Annotated in this window: 16 protein-coding genes; 9 read left to right on the top strand and 7 right to left on the bottom strand. The window is 68.1% G+C overall.

Translation table 11 applies throughout. The features are described from left to right. Positions 1–98: 98 nt before the first annotated feature. Positions 99–1,490 (bottom strand): short-chain fatty acyl-CoA regulator family protein, encoded by a 1,392-nt coding sequence (locus PHN62_RS07575; RefSeq protein WP_300148540.1) that lies wholly within the window; start codon positions 1,488–1,490, stop codon positions 99–101. Between the two features lie 121 nt (positions 1,491–1,611). Here PHN62_RS07575 and PHN62_RS07570 point away from each other — a divergent pair, with 121 nt between their 5' ends. The 7 genes from PHN62_RS07570 (at position 1,612) to PHN62_RS07540 (ending at position 7,840) form a co-directional block, all read left to right on the top strand. Next, positions 1,612–2,046, top strand: a complete 435-nt coding sequence (locus tag PHN62_RS07570) for a hotdog domain-containing protein (protein WP_300148538.1) — start codon at positions 1,612–1,614, stop codon at positions 2,044–2,046. Then, entirely contained in the window at positions 2,043–3,554 is a 1,512-nt protein-coding gene (locus tag PHN62_RS07565; RefSeq protein ID WP_300148536.1) for an MmgE/PrpD family protein, read from the top strand. The genes PHN62_RS07570 and PHN62_RS07565 overlap by 4 nt, the downstream gene beginning before the upstream one ends. 105 nt (positions 3,555–3,659) lie before the next feature. Continuing rightward, on the top strand, positions 3,660–4,829 hold the full coding sequence (gene prpC / locus PHN62_RS07560; RefSeq protein WP_300148534.1) for a 2-methylcitrate synthase: 1,170 nt from the start codon (positions 3,660–3,662) through the stop codon (positions 4,827–4,829). 4 nt (positions 4,830–4,833) lie between these two features. Next, entirely contained in the window at positions 4,834–5,739 is a 906-nt protein-coding gene (gene prpB, locus PHN62_RS07555) for a methylisocitrate lyase (RefSeq protein WP_300148532.1), read from the top strand. A gap of 50 nt (positions 5,740–5,789) precedes the next feature. Next, positions 5,790–6,446, top strand: a complete 657-nt coding sequence (locus PHN62_RS07550) for a CoA transferase subunit A (protein ID WP_300148529.1) — start codon at positions 5,790–5,792, stop codon at positions 6,444–6,446. A 12-nt stretch (positions 6,447–6,458) separates the two neighbouring features. Further along, a complete protein-coding gene (locus tag PHN62_RS07545; protein WP_300148526.1) occupies positions 6,459–7,112 on the top strand; it encodes a 3-oxoacid CoA-transferase subunit B in 654 nt (217 codons plus the stop codon). A gap of 11 nt (positions 7,113–7,123) precedes the next feature. Next, a complete protein-coding gene (locus tag PHN62_RS07540; protein WP_300148523.1) occupies positions 7,124–7,840 on the top strand; it encodes a transporter substrate-binding domain-containing protein in 717 nt (238 codons plus the stop codon). Here the strand turns inward: PHN62_RS07540 and PHN62_RS07535 are convergent. Beyond that, positions 7,807–8,718, bottom strand: coding sequence for a LysR family transcriptional regulator (locus tag PHN62_RS07535; protein ID WP_300148520.1), 912 nt, complete (start codon positions 8,716–8,718; stop codon positions 7,807–7,809). The two genes, PHN62_RS07540 and PHN62_RS07535, sit on opposite strands and share 34 nt — an antisense overlap. Before the next feature lie 97 nt (positions 8,719–8,815). Here PHN62_RS07535 and metE point away from each other — a divergent pair, with 97 nt between their 5' ends. Next, the gene (metE, locus tag PHN62_RS07530) at positions 8,816–11,071 is read left to right on the top strand and encodes a 5-methyltetrahydropteroyltriglutamate--homocysteine S-methyltransferase (protein WP_300148518.1); all 2,256 of its coding nucleotides are present in this window, start codon (positions 8,816–8,818) and stop codon (positions 11,069–11,071) included. Between the two features lie 83 nt (positions 11,072–11,154). Here the strand turns inward: metE and PHN62_RS07525 are convergent, their stop codons facing one another. Together PHN62_RS07525 and aceB are read right to left on the bottom strand one after the other, a co-directional pair. Next, positions 11,155–12,765, bottom strand: a complete 1,611-nt coding sequence (locus tag PHN62_RS07525) for an isocitrate lyase (RefSeq protein ID WP_300148515.1) — start codon at positions 12,763–12,765, stop codon at positions 11,155–11,157. Between the two features lie 92 nt (positions 12,766–12,857). Then, positions 12,858–14,480 carry a malate synthase A gene (aceB, locus tag PHN62_RS07520; RefSeq protein ID WP_300148512.1) on the bottom strand — a complete coding sequence of 541 codons (1,623 nt, stop codon included), beginning with the start codon at positions 14,478–14,480 and terminating at the stop codon, positions 12,858–12,860. Positions 14,481–14,632: 152 nt separating this feature from the next. On the opposite strand from aceB, the gene PHN62_RS07515 reads away from it, so the two are divergent. Next, on the top strand, positions 14,633–16,093 hold the full coding sequence (locus tag PHN62_RS07515; RefSeq protein ID WP_300148510.1) for a short-chain fatty acyl-CoA regulator family protein: 1,461 nt from the start codon (positions 14,633–14,635) through the stop codon (positions 16,091–16,093). Between the two features lie 34 nt (positions 16,094–16,127). Here PHN62_RS07515 and PHN62_RS07510 read toward each other — a convergent pair whose 3' ends face one another. From PHN62_RS07510 to PHN62_RS07500, 3 genes are all read right to left on the bottom strand, one after another. Beyond that, positions 16,128–17,339: a GTP-binding protein gene (locus tag PHN62_RS07510; protein WP_300148507.1), complete on the bottom strand. Its 1,212-nt coding sequence runs from the start codon at positions 17,337–17,339 to the stop codon at positions 16,128–16,130. A 146-nt stretch (positions 17,340–17,485) separates the two neighbouring features. Then, on the bottom strand, positions 17,486–18,046 hold the full coding sequence (locus PHN62_RS07505) for an invasion associated locus B family protein (protein WP_300148504.1): 561 nt from the start codon (positions 18,044–18,046) through the stop codon (positions 17,486–17,488). Between the two features lie 33 nt (positions 18,047–18,079). Then, the gene (locus tag PHN62_RS07500; RefSeq protein WP_300148501.1) at positions 18,080–21,082 is read right to left on the bottom strand and encodes an autotransporter outer membrane beta-barrel domain-containing protein; all 3,003 of its coding nucleotides are present in this window, start codon (positions 21,080–21,082) and stop codon (positions 18,080–18,082) included. Between the last annotated feature and the right edge of the window lie 45 nt (positions 21,083–21,127).

Here is a 21,127-nt window from a genome sequence, read left to right as displayed (position 1 = left end):
GCCAGCCGATGGCGTCAAGAGACGCGGCCCGCGAACCGCTCGGGTTGGCGCCGAGGGCCGCGCCCCAAGCGAGGGGAATCAGGCTCCGGAGCCAGCGCTCAGGATTCGCCGCTGGAATAGGGAGCGAAACGGGCCTCGCCCTCGGTCACGGCGAGGGGGCGCCCCACCTCCGGAAAGGCCCGCTGCGGACAACCCGACCGCTCGCAGAGCTTGCAGCCGGGGCCGATCCGCGCCGCAAGTCCGGGATTGCCCAGATCCAGCCCCCGCGCATAGACCAGACGCCCCGCATGGGCCAGGTCGCAGCCCAGAGCCACGGCGAAGCTCTTTTCGGGGGCGCCGAATCCGCCGCGTCCGCGCCGCACCATCCGCGCGATCCAGAGATAGCTCCGGCCGTCGGGAGTCTGGGCGATCTGGCGCAGGATCTCGCCGGGGCGGCTGAAGGCCTCGTAGACGTTCCAGAGCGGACAGGCCCCGCCGATCCGCGAGAAATGGAAATCCGTCGCCGATTGCCGCTTGGAGATGTTCCCCGCGCGATCCACCCGGATGAAGAAGAAGGGGACTCCGCTGGCGCCGGGGCGCTGGAGCGTCGAAAGCCGGTGACAGGCCGTCTCGAAGCCCACCCCGAAGCGCCGCGCGATGAGGTCGATGTCATAGGCGCAGGCTTCGGCGGCCTCCAGAAAGGCGCGATAGGGCATGATCAGCGCCCCCGCGTAGTAATTCGCCAGACCGATCCTCAGCAGGGCCTGCCCCTCCGGCCCCATGCCCGATTCCGCCGCGAGCCGGGATATGGTCTCGCCCTGCTCCAGAAAGGCCAGTTGCGTGGCGATCTGGAAGACCTGGCGTCCGGGCTCCAGATTGGCCCCCAGACGCAGGATGCGGGCCGAGGCGTCATAGCTGCGCAGACGGGTTTCGTCCTCCGCGACGGCGACCCGCACCCCATGGCGCCCCGCAAGCCTGTCGATCAGACCCGAGAGCATCGCGCCGGGCGGCAGGGCCGAGCCCACCCCCTCCGCCGCGAGGTCGAGCTCGGGCGCGTGGTTGCGGCGATCATAGAACCAGTCGCGCACCGCCTCGAAGGGAGTCGGGGCCATGCTGCGGCCCGGCTCGGACAGGCGGCTGGCGAGCAGATCCGCCCGCTCCGAGACCTCGCGCAAGCGCGCCTGAAGCCCGACGATGCTCCGGGCGATCTCGGGCATTTCGTCGGTCAGCACCCGCAGCTCCACCGCCGAGGCCTCGGCGCCCTGATCCGCCAGAGCCGCCCGCAGATCGGTCAGCAGGCGCGCGCCCTCGGAATCCGAGAAGATCCGCATGTCCACGTCGAAGGCCGCGTTGAGGCGCAGAAGCACGGCGGCGGTCAGCGGACGCTGATTGCGCTCGATCTGGTTCAGATAGCTCGGGCTGATCTCCAGCCGCTTGGCGAGGGCCGCCTGAGTCAGCCCACGCGCCTCGCGCAGACGGCGCAGGCGGACGCCCATATAGATCTTGCTCATCTTCGCAATCTTCGCAATTCGCAGGATATGGCTTCACAAGACTTAGCTTTTTCAGCGCTTTAAGATCTCTTCGTTTTCTGGATATCTGCATTTGCGATTTTTGTGAAGAGCGAGGCGCGACATGCCGACCGAGCCCGACCAGACCACCCGCTCCCCCATCCGCTTCGTGGAGATGATCTTCCCCGAACAGGCCAATCATTACGGCACGCTCTTCGGGGGCAACGCTCTGGCGCTTCTGGCCAAGGCGGCCTTCGTGGCGGGAGCCCGCCGGGCGCGGGGCTCGGTGGTGATGGCGCGCTCCGAAAGGATCGACTTCGCCACGCCGATCAGGATCGGCGAGTTGCTGGAGCTTCAGGCCGAGGTGATCCGGGTCGGGCGCAGCTCCATGACGGTCGAGGTCAGAGGGCGCGCCGGAGGCATGGCCGACCGCGAGACGCGGCCCGTGCTCAGCGGGCGCTTCGAGATGGTGGCGGTGGATGAGGCGGGGCGTCCCCGGCCCCTGCCGCCCGAAACCTCACAAGAGAATTCAACCGAAGAAGGGCGAGAGACGTCATGATCCTGCATGATCTGAGAACCTGGAAATCCGCCGAGCATCTGCCGCGCGAGGATCAACTCGCCTGGAAGATCGCCGAAGTGGCCGCCGATCCCGTGGCGGTCGAGGCGGATGTGGCCGAGATGATCGTCAATCGGGTCATCGACAACGCCGCCGTGGCCGCTGCCTCGGTGGCGCGTCGTCCGGTGGCTTCGGCGCGGGCTCAGGCTCTGACTCATCCCTATCAGCCGGGTGCGACGGTCTTCGGCCTGCCGCAGGATCGGCGGGTCTCGCCGGAATGGGCCGCCTGGGCCAATGGCACCGCCGTCCGCGAACTCGACTTCCACGACACTTTCCTCGCCGCCGATTATTCGCATCCCGGCGACAACATTCCGCCGATCCTCGCGGTGGCGCAGCATACGGGGCGTTCGGGCGCGGATCTCATCCGGGGCCTCGCGACGGGCTACGAGATTCAGGTGAACCTCGTGCGCGCCATCTGCCTGCACGAGCACAAGATCGACCATATCGCCCATCTCGGCCCCTCGGCGGCGGCGGGCATCGGCACGCTGCTGAACCTGCCGACGAAGATCATCCATCAGGCCGTGCAGCAGGCTCTGCACGTGACCACCACCACCCGCCAGAGCCGCAAGGGCGAGATCTCGTCGTGGAAGGCCTTCGCGCCCTCCTTCGCGGGCAAGATGGCCGTCGAGGCCGTGGACCGCGCCCTGCGCGGCGAAGGCGCCCCGAGCCCCGCCTGGGAAGGCGAGGACGGCTTCATCGCCTGGCTGCTCTCCGGTCCGCAGGCCCGCTATCAGGTGCCGCTGCCGGGTCCGGGCGAGGCCAAGCGCGCCATTCTCGATACCTACACCAAGGAGCATTCGGCGGAATATCAGAGCCAGGCCCTGATCGACCTCGCCCGCAAGATGAAGGCGCAGATCGGTGATCCGGCGCAGATCGAGAGCGTCGTGATCCACACCTCGCATCACACCCACTATGTGATCGGCACCGGGGCCAACGATCCCCAGAAGATGGATCCCAAGGCCAGCCGCGAGACGCTGGATCACTCGATCATGTATATCTTCGCCGTGGCCCTCGAGGACGGCGGTTGGCATCACGAAGCCTCCTACGCCCCCGAGCGCGCCAATCGCCCCGAGACCGTGGCGCTCTGGCGCAAGATCTCGACGGTCGAGGATCCGGAGTGGACGCGCCGCTATCACGCCCGCGACCCGAAGGAGAAGGCCTTCGGCGGCCGCGTCGTGATCACGCTGAAGGACGGCCGCGTCTTCACCGACGAGCTGGCCCTCGCCGACGCCCATCCCGACGGCGCCCGCCCCTTCCTGCGCGCGAATTACATCCGGAAGTTCCGCACCCTCGCGGAAGGGATCGTCTCGCCCGCCGAGCAGCAACGCTTCCTCGACGCCGCCGAGGCCCTGCCCGACCTCAAGGCCGGGGAGCTGGGCGCGCTGAACTTCACCGTCGATCCCGAGAAGCTCGGCGAGCCGCGTCCGCGCGGAATCTTCGACTGGTCCTGAAGCCCGGAACGCCGGGAGTATCTGTCCTGATCCTCCCGGCGCCCCTGATTTTCACCTGATCGCGCGCCTTCCGAAAGATTCGGATCGCGCTCCGGGGAGGCAATGATGAACGCTCCGGCTCCCAAGCCCAAGAAATCGGTCGCGCTCTCGGGCGTGGTGGCCGGAAACACCGCTCTGTGCAGCGTCGGGCGCAGCGGCAATGATCTGCATTATCGCGGCTTCGACATCCTCGACCTCGCCGGCGCCTGCGAATTCGAGGAGGTGGCGCATCTGCTGATCCACGGCGCCCTCCCCACCCGGACGGAGCTGGCCGCCTACAAGACGAAGCTGAAGGCGCTTCGCGGCCTGCCGCGCGCGGTGCGCGAGACTCTGGAGGCCATCCCCGCCGCCGCCCATCCCATGGACGTGCTGCGTTCGGGCGTCTCGGCCATGGGCTGCGTGCTGCCCGAGGCCCATGACCACAACCTCCCCGGCGCCCGCGACATCGCGGATCGGCTGATCGCGGCGCAAGGCTCCATGCTGCTCTACTGGTGGAAGTGGTCGCAGAACGGCCGCCGCATCGAGGTGGAGACCGAGGACGACTCCATCGCCGGGCATTTCCTGCATCTGCTGCATGGGAAGGCGCCGCGTCCCGAGGCGGTGCGGGCGATGCACGCCACGCTGAACCTCTACGCCGAGCATGAGTTCAACGCCTCGACCTTCACGGCGCGGACCATCGCGGGCACGGGCTCGGATCTCTATTCCTCCATCGCGGGGGCCATCGGCGCCCTGCGCGGACCGAAGCATGGCGGCGCCAACGAAGTCGCCTTCGAGATCCAGAAGCGTTACGCCTCGCCCGACGAAGCCGAAGCCGACATCCGCGCCCGCGTGGCCGCCGCCGAGGTGATCATCGGCTTCGGACATCCCGTCTATACGGTCTCCGATCCGCGCAATCAGGTGGTCAAGCAGGTGGCGCTGGACCTGGCTCAGGCGGCGGGCTCGATGAAGATGTTCGAGATCGCCGAACGCATCGAGACGGTCATGGCCGAGGCCAAGCGCATGTTTCCCAATCTCGACTGGTATTCGGCGGTGGCCTATCACCTGCTCGGCGTGCCGACGCTGATGTTCACGCCGCTCTTCGTGATCGCCCGCACCGCCGGATGGAGCGCCCATGTGATCGAGCAGCGGGTGGACAACAAGATCATTCGCCCCTCGGCCCATTACATCGGCCCCGAGAATCTCCCCTTCCTCCCGCTGGACCAGCGCGGCGGAGCCTTGCTCAAGCCTGCGGAGTGAGCCCATGCCCTATCTGATCGCCGAAGACCTGCCCGAGGCTCCCGCAGGCCGTCGCTTCCGCGCGGCTCTGGCGCGTCCGGGGATCCTGCGCATGCCCGGCGCCCATAACGGACAGGCCGCCCTTCAGGCCAAGGCCGCCGGATTCGAAGCGCTCTACCTCTCGGGCGCGGCCATGACCGCCTCGATGGGCCTGCCGGATCTCGGAATCATCACCGTGGACGAAGTCGCCTTCTTCATCCGCCAGATCGCGCGGGCGACGGGCCTGCCGCTGCTGGTGGACGGCGACACCGGCTATGGCGAGGCGCTGAACGTCATGCACATGGTCCGCGTCTTCGAGGAGGCGGGCGCCGGAGCCGTCCACCTCGAAGACCAGCTTCTTCCGAAGAAATGCGGCCATCTCAACGACAAGAAGCTGGCCCTCGCCTCAGACATGGCGGCCAAGGTGGCGGCTGCGGCCCGGGCGCGGCGGCATCTGGTGATCGTCGCCCGCACCGACGCCGCGGCCTCCGAGGGGATCGAGGGCGCCGTGGCCCGCGCGAAGCTCTACGTCGAGGCCGGAGCCGACGCCATCTTCCCCGAGGCCCTGACTTCGGTGGAGATGTTCAAGGAGGTCCGGGCGCGTCTGCCGGGAGTGAGGCTGCTGGCCAACATGACCGAATTCGGCCGCACCCCCGCCCTGACCGCCCAGGAGTTCCAGGATCTCGGCTATGACATGATCATCTGGCCGGTCTCTTCGCTCCGCGTGGCGAACAAGGCGCAGGAGAAGCTTTACGCGACCCTCGCCCGCGACGGCGCGACCACGGCCATGCTCCCCGAGATGCAGAGCCGCGCCGAACTCTATGCGACGATAGGTCTCGACGCCTTCGAATCGCTTGACGCCTCCATCGCCCGCTCCATCCTGCCCGCATGACGAGTCGGGCGTCCGAATCGCCCTCGGCCTCTCTTGCAGAAAGGTAAGGCATGAAGGGCGCATTGACTCCGCAGGCCGCCGCCGAACTCATCCCGGACGGCGCGAGCCTGATGGTCGGCGGCTTCATGGCCGTCGGCACTCCGGCGCGGCTGATCGAGGCCATCGTGGCGCGTCGACCCCGGAACCTCACCCTGATCTGCAACGACGCCGCGACCCCCGGCAAGGGCGTCGGAAAGCTGATCTCGGCGGGGCTGATCAGCCGCCTGATCGCCTCGCACATCGGCCTGAACCCCGAGATGCAGGCGAAGATGATCTCCGGCGAGGTGGAATGCGAGCTGGTCCCGCAAGGCACCCTCGTCGAGCGCATCCGCGCGGGCGGCATGGGGCTCGGCGGCGTGCTGACGCCGACCGGCCTCGGCACCGAGGTCGAGGAGGGCAAGCAGATCGTCGAGGTCCAGGGGCGGCGCTTCCTCGTCGAGACGCCCCTGAAGGCGGATTTCGCTCTTCTCGGCGCTTGGCAGGCCGATTACGTCGGGAATCTGCGCTATCTGCTGACGGCGCACAACTTCAATCCGGTCATGGCTCTGGCGGGGGCGACGGTGATCGCCGAAGCCGACAGCATCGTTCCGGTGGGCGTCATCCCGCCCGACGCCGTGAAGACGCCGGGCGTTCTGGTGGATCACCTGCTGATCCGCCCAGGCTTGTGAGGAGCGACGCAGATGGACGCCAAGGAAATCATCGCCCGCCGCGTGGCCCGCGAGATCCATCCGGGGATGCTGGTGAATCTCGGCATCGGCCTGCCTTCGATGGTGGCGAACTATGTGCCCGCCAGCCTCGGAGTCTTCTTCCAGGCTGAGAACGGCGTGATCGGGCTGGGCGCCCGTCCGCCCGAAGGCATGGAGAACCTCAGCCTCACCGACGCCGGAGGCGGCTTCGTCACGGCGGCGCCGGGGGCGGCCTCCATCGACAGCGCCATGAGCTTCGGCCTCATCCGGGGCGGACATCTCGACATGACCGTGCTCGGCGGACTCCAGGTGGACGAGGCCGGAAGGCTCGCCAACTGGAAGGTGCCCGGCAAGATGGTCCCCGGCATGGGCGGCGCCATGGATCTCGTGACGGGCGCGGCCCGGGTGGTGGTGGCCATGCAGCACGCCGCGCGGGGCGAATCCAAGATCGTCAGGAGCTGCTCCCTCCCGCTGACGTCGCTGCGGCGGGTGGATCTGGTGGTGACGGAGCTGGCCGTGATCGCGCCGACCGAAGCCGGACTCGTCCTGCGCGAGCGCGCCCCAGGCGTGAGCCTCGAAGAGATCCGCGCCGCCACCGAGGCCGCCCTGATCCTCGACGGCGACGTCCCCGAAATGATCCTGGCCTGAAAGGCGTCCTCATGTTCGCAGCTCTGGCGCCTCGGGGCGAGATCCGGATCGCCCTTGCGGTGGGCCCGACGAAATCCGCCGTCTGGACCTCCATCCCCGAGGGCGGGACGGAGCCCGAAGGCGTCACCGTGGACCTCGCCCGCCGCATCGGCGAGCTCACGGGCCTGCCGGTGCGTCTGGTTCCGCTCTCCAGCTCGGGCGAGATCATCGCCACGGCGAACGACGGCATCTGGGATCTCTCCTTCGCGCCGGTGGACGAGGCCCGCCGCAGGATCGTCGAGTTCGGCGAGGCCTTTCATGCGGGCGAAAGCAGCTATCTGCTCCGCGCCGAGAGCCCTTTCCGCCATGCGCAGGAGCTGCACAGGCCGGGCGTGCGGATCATGGGCGTCGCGGAGACGGCCACCCTCCGCAGCGCCGAGAAAGCCGCCTCGGGCGCGGAGGTGACGGGCGCAGCGAGCCTGCCCGAGGCCGTCGCGGCCTTCGAGGCCGGGCTCTGCGACGCCCTGGCTCTGGGGCGTCTGGCTCTGGAGGATCTGGCGCGGCGCAGGCCCGGCGTGAGGATCGCCGAGGGGAATTTCCATCGCGCCGAAACCGCCGTGGCCGTGCCGAAGGGCCGGCCCGAGGCCCTCGCCGCCGCGACGGAGCTTGTGCGCCGCATGAAGGCGGAGGGGACCGTGGCCGAGAGCTTCCGCCGTCACGGCATGCCCGAGGCGGTCATTCCCGCCTGAGCCCCGATCTCCCGAGCGAGATCCACGAAGCCCGCGAGGTAATCGAGCTTCTCCTCGCCCCGGCGCAAGCCGAGATGCAGGGATTTGTCGAGGCCCGCCTCTCCGAGCCTCACGGCGCGGATGGGCAGGCCTGCGCCCTCTTCGCGCAGCATCCAGTCCGGGATGACGCTGACGCCGCGCCCCGCCGCCACGAGCTGGAGCATCAGCTCCGTGGTCTCGACGGCGCGATGCCGCCGCGGCAGGCAATGTTTCGGCGCGAGGAAGCGCGTGAAGACGTCCAGACGCTCCGGCTCCACGGGATAGGTGATGAGCGTCTCGCCGATGAGGTCTTCGGGCTGCGCCACGGCGCCCAGAGCATGGCCTTCCGGAACCGCGAGGACAAGCTCGTAATCCAGCGCCCGCACATAGCGGATGCCCGGCAATTTCAGAGGATCCGGCGTGATGAGCAGGTCGATTTCATGGCCGAGCAGCGCCCCCACGCCGCCGAAGCGGAAGGCCGTCCGCAGATCGAGGTCCACCTCCGGCCAGAGCGCCAGATAAGGCGCCGTCACGCGCATCAGCCATTGGCGGCAGGGATGGCACTCCATGCCGACCCGCAGAGTTCCCCGCGCCCCCTCGGCGTAATCGGAGAGGACGCGCTCGGCGTGTTCGAGCTGCGGCAGGACGCGTTGCGCCAGAGCCAGCAGATATTCCCCCGCCTGGGTGAGCTTCAGCGCCCTCCCCTCCTTGCGCCAGACCTGGACGCCATGACGGGCCTCGAATTTGCGCATGGCGTGGCTGAGCGCCGATTGCGTGAGGTTCAGCCGCTCCGCCGCCGCCGTGACCGAGCCGAGGCGATCCAGTTCGCGCAGGATGGCCAGATGCTGGCGGTCGAGCATGCATGATTCCTGTTCATGAGTCGATGAGATCATACCATTTCCGCTCATGGAGCCGCCTCCCTAGCCTGCGCCGTCACCAGGATCAAGGAGCAGACTCATGGCTCAGGCCGCCAATCTCGGATTCCCGCGCATCGGCGCGCGGCGCGAACTCAAGACCGCTCTGGAGGCGCATTGGACAGGCGCGCGCTCCGCTGAAGACCTCGCCGCCGAGGGCGCGGCTCTGCGGGCCCGCCACTGGCGGATCCAGCAGGAGGCGGGGATCTCCTCCATCCCCTCGAACGACTTCTCCTTCTACGACCAGATGCTCGACATGACGGCTCTGCTCGGCGCCGTCCCGGAGCGCTTCGCCGCCATCGAAGGCGATCTGGCGCGCTATTTCGCCATGGCCCGCGGCGCGAAGGACGCCCCCGCCATGGAGATGACCAAATGGTTCGACACCAATTATCATTTCATCGTCCCGGAGTTCACGGCGGGGCAGCGCTTCGCCCTCTCCTCGCGCAAGCCGGTCGCTGAGTTTCTGGAGGCCCGCGCGCTCGGGATCCACACCCGCCCGGTGCTGATCGGGCCGGTCACCTGGCTGTCGCTCGGCAAGGCCAAGAGCGAGGGGCTGGAGCCTCTGAGCCTGCTGGAGGCGGTTCTCCCGGTTTATGAGGAGCTTTTGCGCCAACTGGCCGAGGCGGGCGCCGACTGGGTTCAGATCGACGAGCCGATCCTCGCCACCGATCTGAACGAGGCCCAGCGCGCGGCGCTGACCGCGGCCTATGCGCGCCTGAGCAAGGCCGGGCCGAAGATCCTCCTCGCGAGCTATTTCGGCGGCCTCGGCGACGCCCTGGATCTGGTCTTCTCGCTGCCGGCGGCGGGGGTTCATCTGGATCTCGTCCGCGCGCCGGAGCAGCTCGGCCCCGCTCTGGAGAAGGCGGGCGACAAGCTGCTCTCGCTGGGCCTGATCGACGGACGCAACGTCTGGCGGGCGGATCTCGCGGCGGCGCTGCAGCAGGCTCGGGAGGCGGCCCGGAAGCTCGGGGGAGAGCGGATCCAGATCGCGCCTTCCTGCTCGCTGCTGCATGTCCCGGTGGATCTCGCGGCGGAGACGGAGCTTGATCCGGAGCTGAAGACCTGGCTGGCCTTCGCGATCCAGAAGCTCGCCGAGGTTTCGACGCTGACCCGCGCCCTCAACGGCGAAGAGGTCTCCGGCGCCCTCGCCGAGAACGCCAGGGCCGTGGCCTCGCGTCGGGTTTCGCCGCGCATCCATGATCCGGCGGTGAAGTCCCGCGCCGCCGCCGTGAAGCCCGAGGATCTGCGCCGGGGCTCGCCTTACGCCGCGCGCCGCGCGCTTCAGACGCAGCGTCTGAACCTGCCGCGCTTCCCGACGACCACCATCGGCAGCTTCCCCCAGACCGCCGAAGTCCGCCGGGCCCGCGCCGATCATCGCAAGGGTCTCTTGTCGGATCAGGGCTATGCGGATTTCCTGCGGGCTGAAACCGAGGCTTGCATCCGTCGTCAGGAGGCGCTGGGTCTGGACATGCTCGTCCATGGCGAATTCGAGCGCAACGACATGGTGGAATATTTCGGCGAACAGCTTTCGGGCTTCGCCTTCACGCGCATGGCCTGGGTGCAGAGCTACGGCTCGCGCTGCGTCAAGCCGCCGCTGATCTTCGGCGACGTCGCGCGCCCGGCGCCCATGACGGTCGAGTGGTCGCGGATCGCGCAATCCCTCACCGAGCGCCCGATGAAGGGCATGCTCACCGGCCCGGTGACGATCCTGCAATGGTCCTTCGTGCGCGACGACCAGCCGCGTTCGGAAACCTGCCGTCAGATCGCGCTCGCCATCCGCGACGAGGTGGCGGATCTCGAAGCGGCGGGGCTTCCGGCGATCCAGATCGACGAACCTGCGCTCCGCGAGGGCCTGCCTCTGCGCCGCGCCGACTGGGAGGCCTATCTCGCCTGGGCCGTGGAGAGCTTCCGGCTTTCGGCTTCTCCGGTGCGCGACGACACCCAGATCCACACCCACATGTGCTATGCGGAGTTCGGCGACATCATGCCCGCCGTGGCCGCCATGGACGCCGACGTGATCTCCATCGAGACCTCGCGTTCGGACATGGAGCTTCTGTCCGCCTTCGAGGACTTCGCCTATCCCAACGAGATCGGGCCGGGCGTCTGGGACATCCATTCGCCCCGCGTGCCCTCCGAAGCCGAGATGCGCGCGCTCATGCGCAAGGCCGCCGAGGCCATCCCGGCGGATCGGCTCTGGGTCAACCCCGATTGCGGACTGAAGACCCGCGGCTGGCCCGAGGTCGAAGCGGCGCTCGGCCATCTCGTCGCCACGGCGCGCAAGCTGCGCGCGGAAGCCTGAAATGGTTGCGCCCTCCCGCAAGGGAGGGCGCTCCGGACCAGGAAGACTCGCCGCGAATGCCCGGCCCGGATCTCTGGCGGCGCTTACTCGGCCGCGAACTGGTTCATGGTGTTGGCGTGTCCGCCCGCCTTCAGGGCGCGCTCGCCGGAAACCATCTCCTTGAAGCTGTCGCCAAGATCCGAACCCACCTCATGCTGATGCTTCACCGCCGAGACTCCGCGGCGGATCTCCTCGCGCTGCACCGTCGCGACATAGGCCAGCATCTTGTCTTCGCCGAAATAGCCGCGCGAGAGCTCGTCCACCGACTTCGCCGTCAGATGGAAGGTCGGCAGGGTGATGAGGTTGTGGAACACCCCCGCCCGCGCCGAAATGTCGGTCTGGAAGCGGCGCAGACGCGCGTCCGCCTCGCGGCCGAGATCCGTGGCGTCGAACTCGGCCTTCATGAGCTCGTTGCCTTCGGGGTAGTCGCCCGCCTGGATCTTGCCCTCGGCCAGCCACTGGCTGCGCACCTGCTTGCGCAGGTTCAGCGTCCAGTTGAAGCTCGGGGAGTTGTTGTAGGTGAGCTTCGCCTTGGGAGCCTTCTGACGGATCTCGGCGACCATGCCCGCGATCTCGTCGACGTTGGGCGTGTCGGTCTCGATCCAGAGCAGATCCGCGCCGCCCTGATTCAGCGAGGCCACGCAATCCTCGATCACGCGGGCGCGTCCGGTGTTCTCCTTGAAGGGGAAGAGCCCGTTCGGCAGACGCTGCGGCTTGACGAATTCGCCGCCCTGATACAGCGCCAGCTCGCCTTCACGGATGGGGTTTCCGGCGGTGATCGGCTCGGTCTTGAGCCACTTGATGTAATCGGAGGCGAGGTCGCCCGCCTGCTGGCTGACCGGCACCTTCTGGGTCAGGCCCGCGCCGAGGCTGTCGGTGCGCGCCACGATCACGCCGTCCTCGACGCCCAGCTCCTCGAAGGCGAGGCGGCAGGCGCGCAGCTTCTCGATGAAGTCCTCGCGCGGCACCGTGACCTTGCCGTCCTGATGGCCGCATTGCTTGGCGTCCGAGACCTGGTTCTCGATCTGGAGGCAGCAGGCGCCCGCCTTGATCAGCTCCTTGGCGAGCAGATAGGTGGCGTGTTCGTTGCCGAAGCCCGCGTCGATGTCGGCGATGATCGGCACGACATGGGTCTCGAAGCCGTCGATGGCGGCGATGGCGGCCTTGCGCTCGGCTTCGGTCTTCGCGGCCTTGAGGGTCTTGAAGAGGTCGTTGATCGCCACTTCGTCGGCCTGGCGCAGCGAGACGTAGATCTCCTGGATGAGATCCGCGACGGCGGTCTTCTCGTGCATGGACTGATCCGGCAGATGGCCCCAGCGGTTGCGCAGGCCCGCCACCATCCAGCCCGACAGATAGACGTAGGTGCCCTTCGCCGTGCCGCGCAGACGCTTGACCGCCTTGATCATCTGCTGAGCGTGGAAGCCCGACCAGCAGCCCAGCGACTGGGTGAACTTCGCGCTGTCGGCGTCATAGGCGGCCATGTCGGCGCGCATGACTCCGGCCATCTGGCGGGCGATGTCGAGATGCGAGTCCCAGGTGTTCTGCAGGCGCAGCTGCACGATGTCGTCGATGGCGACGCCGCCGGGCGCCTCGCCCGAGGGATGACGCTTGAGCAGATCGGCGCGGATCTCGGCGTAGGAGGGACGGGTCGTCATGGGGAGAAGTCCTTTGTTCAGGTCGGGAAAGGGAAGGACGGCGGTCCAGAAGGCGGGGCCGCCGAAAGACGAGGCCATGCGCAGCTCTTCCATCAGTCGAGCACGTTCAGCACGGCGTAGGCCGGAGCGGTGATGAAGTCCGGGAGGGTCTCGGCGAGCACGGCGTCCTGGACGATCCGCGCCGCCGAGGCGTAATGCCCGCGATGGAAGGCCGAAGGCCCGACGCGCTCCAGGATCGCCAGGATCTCCGTCTGGAAGAGTTCGCCCAGCCATTCCTCGTCCAGCTTGCGGGCTCCGCCGAGGGTCAGCGAAACCGCCGCGCCATGACGGCGCCATTGCCAGAGCTGCGCGCGGCCGATCTCGGCGGTGGCGGCGTCCTCCATGAGGTTGTTGATCGGCACGGCGCCGCGTCCGGAGATCCATTGCGCGAGATATTCGACGGCCACGGAGATGTTCGTCCGGACTCCCGCCTCGGTGACTTCGCCGGCATGGGGCTTGAGCAGCATGGCGGGCTCGATCCGATAGGTGTGGCGCGGAATGCGGATCTGGTTCGGGCCGGACATCTCGGCGTCGAAGATCTCGCGGGCGACCGGCACGAGGTCGGGATGCGCGACCCAGGTTCCGTCATGGCCCAACTGGACCTCGCGGAGCTTGTCGGCGCGCACCTTGGCGAAGGCGCGTTCGTTGGCCTCCGGGTCGCCCTTGACCGGGATCTGCGCGGCCATGCCGCCCATGGCGTGGATGCCGCGGCGATGGCAGACCTTCACCAGACGCGCCGCATAGGTCGCGAGGAAGGCCTTGTCCATGGTGACTTCGGCGCGGTCGGGCAGCAGATAGGCTCCATGGGCGCGCAGGGTCTTGATGTAGCTGAAGATGTAGTCCCAGCGGCCGCAGTTCAGACCGGCGATGTGCTCGCGCAGCTCCCAGATGATCTCGTCCATCTCGAAGGCGGCGGGCAGGGTCTCGATCAGCACCGTGGCCTTGATCGTGCCGCGCTGAAGTCCGGTGCGGTCCTGGGCGAAGACGAAGACCTCGTTCCAGAAGCGGGCCTCTTCATGGCTCTCCAGCTTGGGGAGGTAGTAGAAGGGGCCGCGCCCCGTGGCCGCCAGAGCCCGCCCGCAATGGAAGACGTTCAGGCCGAAGTCGAAGAGCGCCGCCGAAACCGGCTGTCCGCCGATCAGGACGTTCGCCTCCTGCATGTGCAATCCGCGCGGACGCACGATGAGGACCGCAGGCTCGGGCCCCACGCGATAGGACTTTCCGCTTTTCGGATCGTCATGTTCCAGCGTGCCGTCGCGGTGATCCAGCATGTTGGCGTGGCCCGCGATGATGTTCGGGAAGCTCGGCGCGGTGGCGTCCTCGAAATCGGCCATGAAGACCTTCGCGCCCGAGTTCAGCGCGTTGATCATCATCTTGCGCTCGACGGGGCCGGTGATCTCGACGCGGCGGTCGAGCAGGGCCTCGGGAGCGGGATCGGCGCGCCAGACGCCCTGACGGATCGCCTGGGTCTCGGGCAGATAGTCGAGCAGCTCGCCCCGGTCGAAGCGCTCCTGACGGCGCGTGCGGGCGACCATCAGCGCATGCAGCCTCAGGCCGAAGCGGCTCTGGAGCTCGGCGACGAAGGCCAGAGCCTCGGGGGTCAGGACGTGATCCGCGCCGGGGGCGTCGCGCAGGACGATGGGAGCGGCGGTGGAGGTCGGGCGATCGAGCGGCATGACGAAGCTCCGTGACTCGGGTGTGAAGTCACGCTAGTCATGTCACGAAGCAGATGCAGCATGATCTTGACGAAACCCAGCGATATAAGGGTGTTGCTGTCAGTCAGGTCACGAGACATCCGCAAGTTCTGTAACTTTTGTAAGGCCCGCCCATGACCGCCCGCGGCGAAAAGCTCATCATCGGCCAGAGGCTCAAGGCCCTGCGCCAGTCTCTGGGGCTGACTCAGGCGCAGATGGCGGCGGAGCTGGGGGTCTCCGCCAGCTACGTCACCCTCATCGAGGCCGATCAGCGCCCGGCCTCGGCGAAGCTGCTGATGCGGCTGGCGGAGGTCTACGACCTCAACGTGGCGGAGCTGGCCCCCTCCACCGACGCCCAGCTCGCCGCCGATTTCGCCGCCGCGCTGAAGGATCCCGCCCTCTCGGGGAGCGGCGCGCCCTCCCGCGTCGAGATCGAGGCGGTGCTTCAGGCCTCGCCGAAGATCGCCGCCGCCTTCGTGAAGCTCCATGACCGCTATCGCGAAGAGCTGGTGCGCCCTCAGGCCGACGCCAATCCCCTCACCGACCGCGACAAGGTGGAGGCCCTCGCCGAGGTCTCGCGGCCCGTGGAGGCCGTGCGCGGCTGGTTCTTCGCCCAGAAGAACCACGTCGATCCTCTGGACCGCGCGGCGGAATCCCTGGCGGAGGAGCTGGCGCTCCATCGCAACGAACCGCATCTGGCTCTGACCGAGCGGCTTTCGGCGCATGGCATCCGGGTGCGGATCCTGCCCGCGCCGGTGATGGGCGACCAGCTCCGCCGCTTCGAGCCCCACCGCAAGGAGCTTCTCTTCTCCGAGCTGCTGGCCCAGCCGAGCCGCCGCTTCCAGATCGCCGTGCTTCTGGCGCGTCTGGAGCGTCAGGAGACCATCGACCGGCTGGTCTCGGGAGCGGGCCTTTCCGATCCGGTGACGGAGAGCCTCGCGCGGGTGAGCCTCGCCAATTACTTCGCCGCCGCGCTGATGATGCCCTATGGCCGCTTTCTGGCCGCCTGCGAATCGGCGCGCTACGACGTGGAGCTGCTCAGCCATCGCTTCGGGACCAGCTTCGAGCAGACGGCCCATCGCATGACCACCCTCCAGCGCCCGGAGGCGCGGGGGATCCCCTTCTTCTTCGTGCGGGTGGATCGGGCGGGCAACATCTCCAAACGCTTCAGCGCAGGACGCTTCCCCTTTTCGCGCTTCGGCGGCTCCTGTCCGCTCTGGAACATCCATGCGGCCTTCGAGACGCCGGGCCAGGTCCAGACCCAGGTGATCCGCATGCCCGAGGGCGCGAGCTATTTCTCCATCGCCCGCACGGTGACGCGGGCGGGAGGCGCGCATGGGGCTCCGGCGCAGAAATGGGCCATCGGGCTGGGCTGCGACGTCGCCTATGCGCCGCGCCTGATCTACGCCGAGGGAATCGATCTGGAGCGGATGCGTCCGGTGGACGTGGGGCTCAACTGCTATCTCTGCGAACGCCCCGATTGCGCCGCCCGCGCCCATGCCCCGATCAACCGGCGGCTGGTGGTCAACGAGCGCGAGCGCAGCCTCGCCATCTTCCGCTTCGAGAGCGAGGCGCCGGACCCGGGCAGGGCCTGAGCCGGAGCCGCGCCCGCGCGACAGGCGGCGGATCTCACGCCGTTTCGGCCTCGCCCCACGGCGGGAAGGGATCGGGAAGCTTCTCCCGGCCTGCGGGCCCGTCGAGGAGCGCCGCCTCCAGAGCCGCCGAGATGGCCGCCCGATCCATGCCCGAACCGATGAAGACCAGCTCCTGACGGCGGTCTCCCCAGGGCTCCTCCCAGACTCCGGAGATCCGGGCCAGAGATCCGGCGTCCTGCGGCCAGCGCTCTTCGGGAACCGAACTCCACCAGTTCCCCAGAGGCCGCACCGAAGACAAAGCCCCCGCCAGAGAATATTCCGCGACCCAGTCGGGCTGGGTGGCGATCCAGAAATGCCCCTTGGCCCGGATCACGCCGGGCAGCTCGCCGTTGAGGACTTCGTGGATCCTCGCCGGATCGAAGGGCCGGCGCGCCCGCCAGACGAAGGAGGAGATCCCGTATTCCTCCGTCTCCGGAACGTGGTCGGCGAAGCCGTGAAGCTCCCTGGCCCAGAGCGGATGGAGATGGGCCTTCTCGAAGTCGAAGAGGCCGGTGTCGAGGATCTGCGCCGCCTCGACCCTGGAGAAATCCGTCTCGATCAGCCTTGCGTCGGCGTTGAGCGCCCGGATGATCCTGCGCGCCTGCTCCAGGCGTGCGGGTCCGGCCTCGGTGATCTTGTTCAGGATGATCACGTCGGCGAATTCGATCTGGTCGGTGAGCAGATCGATCAGGCTGCGCTGATCCTCCGCGCCGAGGCTCTCGCCGCGATCCGCGATGAAGTCGCGGCTGGAGAAATCCGCCGTGAGGTTCACCGCGTCCACCACGGTGATCATGGCGTCCAGCCGCGCCAGATCCGACAGGCTTTCGCCCTCTTCGTCGCGGAATTCGAAGGTCGCGGCCACCGGCAGGGGCTCGGAGACGCCGGTGGATTCGATCAGCAGGTAATCGAAGCGGCCCTCCGCGGCCAGACGGCGGACTTCGGTCAGCAGATCCTCGCGCAGGGTGCAGCAGATGCAGCCGTTGGTCATCTCGACGAGCCTTTCCTCCGCCTGGGAAAGCTCGGCGCCGCCGCGCACGAGGTCGGCGTCTATGTTCACCTCCGACATGTCGTTGACGATCACCGCCACGCGGCGGCCTTCGCGGGCGTTCAGCACGTGGTTGAGCAGGGTCGTCTTGCCTGCGCCGAGAAATCCGGACAGGACGGCGACGGGGAGACGGCGATCTGGCGATGGGGAAAGGCTCGACATGGCGTCCTCGGTGCGCTGCAAAGATTAGTTATGTTATTACATAACAAAATCCCGGAGCGAAACCCCCTTCGCAAGCCGAAGCCCCCCGCAGGGCGGAGGGCTTCCCGGACGCCGACCGGAAGGGCGACGTCCTCGCCGCAGAAGGCTCAGCGCCCCGGAGCGGTCAGGCGCTGGTGGGCCGAGGTGAAGCCGCGCAGCGAGATCGGCAGATCCGCCGAACGGCCTTCGTCCGTCCGGACCCGCACGCGGATCGCCCGACCCCGCTGGAAGGCGGAGAGCAGCGGCTCGTTCAGGGGGATCTTCGCCACGCATCCCGCCTGCTGACAGGCGGAGAAGGGAAAGCGGGCCAGAGAGACCGCGCCCGCGTCGAGGAAGAGCTCCACGCCGCCGGAGAGGGAGACCCCCAGAGGCGCCAGGATCGTCGCCTGAAGCCTCCCCGCCTCGTCATGCGCGACGACCACGCCGATGACGCGTCGTCCGTCTCCATCCCTGCGCCGCACGTCCTGCACGGCCTCGCAGCGCGGGACAGGAGTCGCCGCCTGCGCCGCCGGACAGCGCACCACCCAGTCCTGATGGGCCTCCACGAGATCGCCCGGGCCCGCGACCTGAGCCGAGGCGGCTCCGGACGGCCCTCCCCAGAAGAGGGCCGCCGACAGACCCGCCGCGCAGAAGGCCTTCGCCAGTCCGGAGCCGGGAGAAGAGCGCATCGAGGGCCTCCATGCATGTCGGGTCATGAGCGCTCACCAGGTGATGTTGAGCAGGGCCTGGCCGCGGAGATTGGCCTTCGCGCCGGAGTCGAAGCCATGCTCCAGATAGACCGCGCCGCCGACGTAGGTCGAAGGCGCGATGGCGATCTGACCGCCCAGACCCAGTTCGCCGGAGGTCGAAGGGCTCCGGCGCTCGAAGGCGTAGCGGTTGGCGCCGGTCGTCACGTCGACGCCGGTGGTCCGGTCCGCCTCGGCGAGCAGATTGGCGCTGACGAAGAGCGCGTTGCCGCCGTTGGCGCCGGTCCATTCGCGATCCAGGCTCGCCCCGAGGCGCAGGCGCAGGCTGTCGCCGTCGCGCAGCGAGACGCGTTCGCCGTAAGGGCCGGTGAAGTCGTCGAAATCGGCGGTGGTGTAGCTGATCTGAGCCTGAGGCGTGACCGACCAGGTCGGCGCCACCTCGATCCGCTTGCCCACCTCCAGAGAGGCCCCGCCGCTGGAGGCGCCGTTTCTGGAGCCCTGCCCCGGCAGTTCGGCCCGATGCCCGAAGTAATAGGCCTGACCATCGGCGTAGAGGCCGTCGGGACCATACCAGGTCAACGTGCCGCCCAGGCCGTAGCTGTCGATGTCGATGTTCCCATCTCCATGCGGCGAAGACACGTCGACGCTGCTGTTGACGTATTGCAGGTTCACTCCCGCGACGAGCGCGCCGCCGCCCACCTGACCCACGGGGATGTCGACGCCGCCCTGGATGCGGGCGTAGGTCTGATCGGAGGAGGCCGAGGAGGTCGAGGATTCAAGGCCCCGCCGGACCTGCGCGCCCTCGGCCCGCATCCAGAGCTCGGGATGATCCCAGGTCCGGTCGAGAAAGCCGAGGCCCGGCGCGCTCTGCGTCGAGGAGCCCGCCCGATCCGCCGTCGTCCGGTCGCCGACCCGGTCGCGCAGCCGCGCAGGCTGCGAGACGCTCAGAAGCGCCGAAGGATAGGCCTCGTAGGTCGGGATCGTCGGCAGATAGGAGGATTGCAGATACCAGACGCCGTCGTTCTCCAGGTTGAGGTCGTAGAGGAAGACGTTGTTCTGCACGGGCCCGCCGAGAAGCCGGAAATCGGCCGCGTCGGTCGCGCCGCCCACCTCGACGACCGGGATTCCTTGTCCCGCCTCCCATCCGGTCAGGCCGCCGGTTCCCGAGAGCGTGGCCGCCACGAGAGTCGAGCCCGCCCCGACGTCGCCGCCGACGACCAGACGATCCGCAGTCCCGCCCGACCCCGCGAGCGCCGCATCCACCCGCAGCACGGCGCCGTTGGCCGCGGCGTAGGATCCGCCGATGGCCAGCCGGTCGTCGGCGGCGCCGTCGCGCAGGTCGAGCAGGCCCGCGTTGAGGAAGTTCCCCGCGACGGAGGCGCTTCCGTCGGCCGCGAAGGTCGCGTTGTTGACCACGCCGCCCATCAGGGAGGCGCCGTCCGAGAGGCGCAGCGTTCCGGCCGAAACCAGCGTGCCGCCGGTGTAGGTGTTGGCCCCCGCGAGGGTGAGCGTTCCGGCGCCTGTCTTGGCGAGGGCGCCCGAATCTCCGGCGAAGTCGGAGATCACGCCTCCATAGGTCACAGCGACGTCCTGCGCGACGGAGATCGCGCCGCCCGAAGACCGGATCTGGAAATTCCCCGGCTGATCCACCGAGGCGTTGAGGGTTCCGCCCGCGAAGACCGGATTGAGCGTCACGCCGAGCTGGCCGTCCACATCGTCGGCCTGGGTGATGTCGCGGAGGTCGCCGGGCGTCGGGTTGGAGGCGCCTCCCGAGAAGCTCGTCGCGATGGCGCTGAAATAGCTGTCGAAATCGTTGAATCCGGCGATCATCGCGAGGAAGGGGTTGTCCGCGCTGATCACGCCGAAGCCCGGATCTATGGCGATGTTGCCGTAGAGGAACTGGTTCAGCAGGACGAAGCCCGAACTGTCGACGTCGACCCCGTTCAGCGCGAGCGTGGCGGCGTCGGCTTCGGAGATCACGACGTTCAGGAAGTTCTGGCTGAAGGCCTCCGAGCCGGTCGGCGTGGCGTAGGTGTAGGAATCGAGCCACTGATCGACGCTCGGCACGATGGCGAAGCCGGGATCTCCGGTGGTGCGGGAGCCGTCCTGGCCGCGGATGTACTGCCCGACCTGCACCGGTTTGCTCGCGGTGAGATGGGCGTTGCCGACCCGGTCGATCTGCAGGAATTCTCCGGCGTCGATGACGCCCTGCGAAACGCCGTCGAGGAAGACCTCGGTGTCGTCGGAAGCGGCCAGCACCCGGATCAGATCGGCGTCCGCGCCGCCGCCGAAGTTCACGGCGAGATGATAATCCGTATCGAAGCGGCTGACGGGGAAATTCTGTTCGATCAGATGGTCGCAGGCGGGAACGCCGAACGGCACCTGAGAGCATTGCGCGCCGCCGAACACCGCCACCGGCCGATTGGCCAGGATATGGGTTCCGCTGATGTCGCCGACCTCATCCGCGTTGAAGGCGATGGACTGGCCTGCGTTGAGCGTGATGGTGAAGGGCGTTCCGGCGGGACGGTCTCCGGCCAGGCGCACGGGTGAAGTGATGGTCACTTCGGTGCCGTCCTGCACGGCGGTGATCGACATCTGCGAGGGATAGCGGGCGTCCAGGGGCGTGAAGCCCAGGGCGTAATATTCGGTCCCGAGCGACTGCAGATCCAGCAGGGCGGTCTGATCGCTCGAGGCCTCGAATCTGTTCAGGGCGATGCCGCTGATCGGCTTGTCGGCGGTGACCAGGAAGGATTTCCCATTGATGCTTCCATCCATCGCCATCTGGGCGTCGCCGACTTCGATGGCGGTCTGGAAGACGCCGGTGTCGTCGATGGTGAAATCGAGATTGAAGCCGTCGACGTTCGTGATGGATCCCGTGGCGCCGACGTCGCCGAAGACGACCAGACTCAGCGTGTTGCCCGGGAGGGCGTTGGGATGGAAATTCGCGTAGAAGCCGTTCGTCTCCTGCGCGGAGGCCGGGGGCGCTCCCGAGAGAAGCGCGGCCGCGGCGCAGAACATGACAGGGCGATATCTCCGAAGTGAATGCACGATCGTCCCTCCAAG

This window comes from Neomegalonema sp. (genome assembly GCF_028688855.1).
Classification (GTDB): Bacteria; Pseudomonadota; Alphaproteobacteria; order Rhodobacterales; family Rhodobacteraceae; genus Neomegalonema.
The sequence above is the reverse complement of the archived record's forward strand: the minus strand, read 5'-3'. Positions and strand labels throughout refer to the sequence as shown.